A 4,811-nucleotide genomic window follows, 5' to 3' on the forward strand; every position below is an offset into this window, starting at 1 on the left:
ACCGAACTCCACGATGTCAGGGGGCCACAGTGTCCGCCGCCCGTCCCCTCCTCCACATCGCGCGAATCACCGGCCGCGGAAACGGCGCCGCCCCGTCCAGGGCCTGGACGGGGCGGCGCCGTTCACGGTGTTACCAGCGGTACCAGCGACCGCGCTTGCCGGACGGACCGGCGCTGCGGAGCACGAAGCCGAGCAGCCACAGGATCAGGACGATCGCGGCCACCACCCAGAGAATCTTGAGCGTGAAGCCGACGCCGAACAGGATCAGTGCCAGCAGGAGCACCAGGATCATCAGCCAAGGCATTGGGGGTCCTCCTCGGGTATCTGCCGTTGGTTCGTTCGGGCCGATTTGTCCCCGGCAAATGGAGCTTGATGCGCGACAAAGGTCTCATTTCGGACACGCAACGGAATGGTCCCGGGCACGACACCGTCACCACCGGACCAAGACCTCGGATCCGGACCTCACCGGACGCCTGGGCTGAAGCCCGTCCTAGAAATCGGTGAGGGGTTCGGCCTGGTAGGCACGGTGGAGCAGGTCCAGGAAGCGTGGGGCCGCGGGGACGCGGGTCACGCCGATCTGGTGGACCGCTACTCCCGGGGTCCAGGAGTTCATGACCACGGCCCCGGCCAGAGCGGGTACGTCGGCGGGGGTGACCTGCCGGACGCGCTGGGGGACGCCGAGGCGGTCCAGTTGCCGGCGGACGATGCCCATGGTGGTCCCGACCAGCATCTCGGCCTCCGGCCACACCACGGCGTCCCCGTCCCAGAAGGCCAGGTTCCAGATCGTCGCCTCGCTGAGGCGCCCCCGGCGGTCGACGAAGGCGGCGTCGTCGAAGCCGTCCTGGACGGCCCGGCGCATGAGGTGGGTCTTGGCCACCTCCCCGACGTGTTTCACGGCGGGCAGATACCGGTCGTACTCGACCGTCGCCAGCGCCAGCGGCCCTTCCGGACCCGACGCGGGCGGCCCCGTCCGGACCAGGACGTCGGGCCCCACCGGGTCTCCGCCCCCGGTGAACTCTCCTGGGGACGAGTACATCGTGGCCGTCAGCGAGACGTCCGCGGGCCCCGCCTCCACCGCCGCCCGCAGATGGGAGCGAACTCGCTCGTCCGGCATCGCTTCGCCGAACAGCTCCATCGAGGCGGACCGCAGCCGCTCCAGATGGAGGTCGAGCCCCCGGACCTTGCCGCCACGCACCTGCAGGGCGGTGAAGTGGGCGAAGCCGGCGAAGGCGAGCGGCGCGAGCTCGCCGGCGGTCGCCTCGCGGCCATTGCGTTGGACGACAAGCGTGGACATGGGCCTCTCCAGCCGTGCGGAATGATCGCCTGCAGGGCGACGTTAGGCACTCACACTGGTGAGAAGGTCAATCCAGGACGGTGACATGCTGATCGGGGAGTTGTCCCGGCGGACGGGGGTCAGCCCGCGGCTTCTGCGGTACTACGAGGAGCAGGGCCTGCTCCAGGCCGAGCGCGGCTCGAACGGCTACCGCCGCTACGGCGAGGACGCCGTGCTGACCGTGCGGAAGATCCGCGTGCTGCTGGACGCGGGACTGTCCTCCGAGGTGATCCGGCAGGTGCTCCCCTGCACCCGCAGCGACCAGCCCGACTTCGACTGGTGCGAGGGCATCCGCGACGTGCTCGACCGCGAGATCGCGGCACTGAACGCCCGCATCGAGGGCCTCCAGCGCAACCACCAAGCCCTCACCGGATTCCTCACCCCCCGCACACCGGCCGAGTAGCCGCCGCCCGGAGCCGAGCCCCCTCGCCCGATGACTTCCGCCCCAAGGACGGGCCAGACGTGGTCGTCCTGGACCCTGACGGCAACAGTCTCTCCCTGGCCGAGGCCCCCCAGGAGTGATTGCGGCGTGGCGGGTCGTCTTTCCTCGTGCGGACGACCCGCCGCGTCGCTTCTCTGCCCACCGCCCTGGGGCGGGTTATGAGGCGGGAGTTCGTGTGGGGAGGTGGCGGGCCTTTCGGTGGTGGGCGCCCTCGCCGGCCATGTCGGACTGGCCGCCCGGTGGCGGGACGCGGACCTCGATGCGTCCGTTCTGGACGCGCGCCTCGTAGGACGGCTGCGGCGCGCTGGCCGGGCCGCGTTCGATGCCGCCGTCGTCGAGGCGGAACGTGCTGCCGTGCCACGGGCAGGTGACGCAGCCGTTCTCGATCGTCCCCTCTCCCAGCGGGCCGCCCAGGTGGCTGCAGGTGGCGGCGATGGCGTGCAGCTTCGTGGCCGTCCGGTAGAGCAGGACCCGGACGCCGTCCGCGTCGGCCGTGCGGTGCTCGCCCTCGGCCAGCTCGGATGCGGCCAGCACCGGGGTCCACTCTTCCGGGCCCTGCTGCCACGCGGTGCGGTTGACGTTGACGCCCCGGGTGAAGGTCAGGTGACCGCCGAGGTAGGCGCTGATCCCCATCGCCGCCATGCCGGCGAACCGCAGGGCCTTGGCCTTGCGGGAACGCGCGCCGAGGGACGCCGCGTACAGCGCGAGCGCCACCGTGTTGGCGCCGGCGTGGACGAGCCCCACCCGGCGCTCCGCCCCCAGGGTGTCGGCCCAGTCGTTGAGCCCGCTCAGGGCGGTGGGCACGGCCGCGACCACGCCTGCCGCCGTCAGCAGGTCGGCGGCCGGTTCGGCGTCGGGTCCCCCGGCGACGTCCAGCAGCCCGGCCATGCTCCACGCGCCGATCACCACGTCCGTCAGCACCGGGTGCAGCGGGTGCCCCGTATTGGTCCCGCTGAGCAGGTTGCGGACGAGGCGCGGCTGGACCGCCCGCTGGACCACGGAGCTGACCGGTTCGGCGACCTTGTCCAGCGCCTCCGCGTTCTCCAGTCGATGGACCGCCCTGTGCGGCATGCTCATAACGCCCTCCCCCAGGCACGACTACACGTTCGCTCCCCTATCCCCCTAAGCCCCTCTGAAACCGTCCACACCAGCCACGGGCGACACCGCGCCCTCTGCCTTACCCGTGGAGAGGGATTCTCATAGTGGACGGACGTCCACTATGTTGGACGCGGGCGGATCGGGTGATGCGGAGGCTGGACGATGGTGCGCTTCGAGCTCGACGACCTGAGCCGGCCGGAGGTCCGCCGGCTGCTGGAGGAGCACCTGGCCGACATGCACGCGACGTCGCCGCCCGAATCGATCCACGCGCTGGACCTGGAGGAACTGCGCGACCCCGCGGTCGCGTTCTGGTCGGCTTGGGAGGGGCCGGAGCTGCGCGGATGCGGCGCGCTCAAAGACCTCGGCGGCGGCGACGCCGAGCTCAAGTCCATGCGTACCGCGGTGGCCGCGCGGGGGGCGGGCATCGGATCGGCCATCCTCCGGCACCTTCTGGCCGTCGCCGCCGAGCGCGGTCACCGGCGGGTCCTGCTGGAGACGGGAAGCCAGGACTTCTTCGCCCCGGCCCGGCGGCTCTACGCGCGGCACGGATTCACCCAGTGCGAGCCGTTCGCCGACTACGTGCACGACCCCAACAGCGTCTACATGGAGCTTCGCCTCGACGCCGGAGCCGGCCCGGACGTGACGCCGTGTCCACTTTGATGGACGGTCCGAACGTCCTCGGACGGCGCATCAAGGCGGAGCGCGCACGGCGCGGCTGGTCGCTGGCCCGGCTCGCCGACGCCTCGGGGGTGTCCCGAGCGATGATCAGCAAGGTCGAGCGCGGTCAGAGCAGCCCGACCGCCGCCCTTCTCGGCAGGCTGTCCGCCGCCCTGGAGCTGAGCATGACCGAGATGCTGTCACCGGCGGACGGCTCCACGCCCGGCCACGTGCGGCGCGCGGCCGACATCCCCGACTGGACCGACCCCGGGTCGGGTTACCTGCGACGGCAGATCTCGGGGCCGGGTTTCCCGGCCGACGTCACCGAGATCGTGCTGCCCCCGGGCGCCCGGGTGCCCATGCCGGCGGCGTCCTACGCCTTCATCGCCCAGCTCGTCTGGGTGCTGGACGGCAGGCTGAGCCTCGTCGAGGAGGCGGCCACGCACGTCCTCACCGCGGGCGACACGTTCGAACTCGGCGAGCCCCAGGCACGCGCGTTCGTCAACAACGGCACCGGAGAGTGCCGTTACGTCGTGGTCGTGACCCGCAAGGCCACGGCCTGACTTGCGACGGGGACGACGCTGAGTCGCCCCCTGCCGCTGCCGGGGATCGGCCCGAAAAAAACTGCCGGGATTGTTCTGGTTCACCCCGGAACCAAACGGCCGTCGCAGACATCACATATGGCGAGAAAGGTGCAACGGCACCCGGCAGTCCCAGACTGCGGTACCTTGCACGCTCCCCCCATTCCCAAGCATGGAGGAATACATGCGGCGTGTCGCCATCGTGACCGTCCTCTCCGGCGCCCTGGCCGCCGGAGTCCTCGCCGCGGGTCCGGCCGCGCAGGCGGAGACCAAGCCCGCCGACAGGCTCGGCAAGGAGGTGACCACCACCAGCCAGGGGGCACTCTCCAAGAAGGACCTCATCTCCGAGGCCCAGACCTCCGGTCAGCCGCTGACCGCCAAGGAGAAGGCCTCGGTCCAGGCCGCCGAGTACTGCCGCTACTACCAGCGCACCCGTGGCCGGAAGGCCTCCAACGGCAAGTGGATCATCGCGGTGACCAACCGCCTCACCTGGTGCTACAACGGCTACACGGTCACCCGTTACCGCGCCAACTTCAAGGCCTACACCTACAACAAGTACAAGTGGGTGTGGAAGGGCTGGGTCCTGAAGAAGGTCACCCACCCCAGCAACTGGGCCTACGCGACGTCCTACGCCCAGCTCCACGATCAGCTCGGCGAGCTTGCGGCGCATGAGCGGCTGCGCGCCCAGCGGCGCACCGAA

At 70.8% G+C, this 4,811-nt stretch carries 7 protein-coding genes; 4 read left to right on the top strand and 3 right to left on the bottom strand.

The features are described 5' to 3' along the window. Window positions 1–130: 130 nt before the first annotated feature. Both AB0C69_RS38140 and AB0C69_RS38145 read right to left on the bottom strand, forming a co-directional pair. A complete protein-coding gene (locus AB0C69_RS38140; RefSeq protein WP_089315210.1) occupies window positions 131–304 on the bottom strand; it encodes a hydrophobic protein in 174 nt (57 codons plus the stop codon). Window positions 305–490: 186 nt separating this feature from the next. Then, window positions 491–1,294 carry an aminotransferase class IV family protein gene (locus AB0C69_RS38145; protein ID WP_360360777.1) on the bottom strand — a complete coding sequence of 268 codons (804 nt, stop codon included), beginning with the start codon at window positions 1,292–1,294 and terminating at the stop codon, window positions 491–493. A gap of 85 nt (window positions 1,295–1,379) precedes the next feature. Between AB0C69_RS38145 and AB0C69_RS38150 the strand changes: the two genes are divergently transcribed. After that, window positions 1,380–1,736, top strand: coding sequence for a MerR family transcriptional regulator (locus AB0C69_RS38150; protein WP_360360780.1), 357 nt, complete (start codon window positions 1,380–1,382; stop codon window positions 1,734–1,736). Between the two features lie 195 nt (window positions 1,737–1,931). Here AB0C69_RS38150 and AB0C69_RS38155 read toward each other — a convergent pair whose 3' ends face one another. Further along, a complete protein-coding gene (locus AB0C69_RS38155; protein WP_360360783.1) occupies window positions 1,932–2,852 on the bottom strand; it encodes a Rieske 2Fe-2S domain-containing protein in 921 nt (306 codons plus the stop codon). A 183-nt stretch (window positions 2,853–3,035) separates the two neighbouring features. Between AB0C69_RS38155 and AB0C69_RS38160 the strand changes: the two genes are divergently transcribed. The 3 genes from AB0C69_RS38160 to AB0C69_RS38170 all read left to right on the top strand — a co-directional run. Beyond that, complete coding sequence (locus AB0C69_RS38160; RefSeq protein WP_345171238.1) at window positions 3,036–3,533, top strand: GNAT family N-acetyltransferase; 498 nt, start codon at window positions 3,036–3,038, stop codon at window positions 3,531–3,533. After that, the gene (locus AB0C69_RS38165) at window positions 3,521–4,093 is read left to right on the top strand and encodes a helix-turn-helix domain-containing protein (RefSeq protein ID WP_360360788.1); all 573 of its coding nucleotides are present in this window, start codon (window positions 3,521–3,523) and stop codon (window positions 4,091–4,093) included. The genes AB0C69_RS38160 and AB0C69_RS38165 overlap by 13 nt, the downstream gene beginning before the upstream one ends. A 202-nt stretch (window positions 4,094–4,295) precedes the next feature. Further along, the coding region (locus AB0C69_RS38170) for a hypothetical protein (RefSeq protein WP_360360791.1) at window positions 4,296–4,811 on the top strand (516 nt) is incomplete at its 3' end.

This window comes from Actinomadura sp. NPDC048032, from assembly GCF_040653175.1.
Taxonomy (GTDB): domain Bacteria; phylum Actinomycetota; class Actinomycetes; order Streptosporangiales; family Streptosporangiaceae; genus Spirillospora; species Spirillospora verrucosospora.

Bases quoted from the DNA above. Each gene is read 5' to 3' on its own strand.
- AB0C69_RS38145 (WP_360360777.1), bottom strand. From the start codon at position 1,294: ATGTCCACGCTTGTCGTCCAACGCAATGGCCGCGAGGCGACCGCCGGC.
- AB0C69_RS38140 (WP_089315210.1), bottom strand. From the start codon at position 304: ATGCCTTGGCTGATGATCCTGGTGCTCCTGCTGGCACTGATCCTGTTC.
- AB0C69_RS38155 (WP_360360783.1), bottom strand. From the start codon at position 2,852: ATGAGCATGCCGCACAGGGCGGTCCATCGACTGGAGAACGCGGAGGCG.
- AB0C69_RS38160 (WP_345171238.1), top strand. From the start codon at position 3,036: ATGGTGCGCTTCGAGCTCGACGACCTGAGCCGGCCGGAGGTCCGCCGG.
- AB0C69_RS38150 (WP_360360780.1), top strand. From the start codon at position 1,380: ATGCTGATCGGGGAGTTGTCCCGGCGGACGGGGGTCAGCCCGCGGCTT.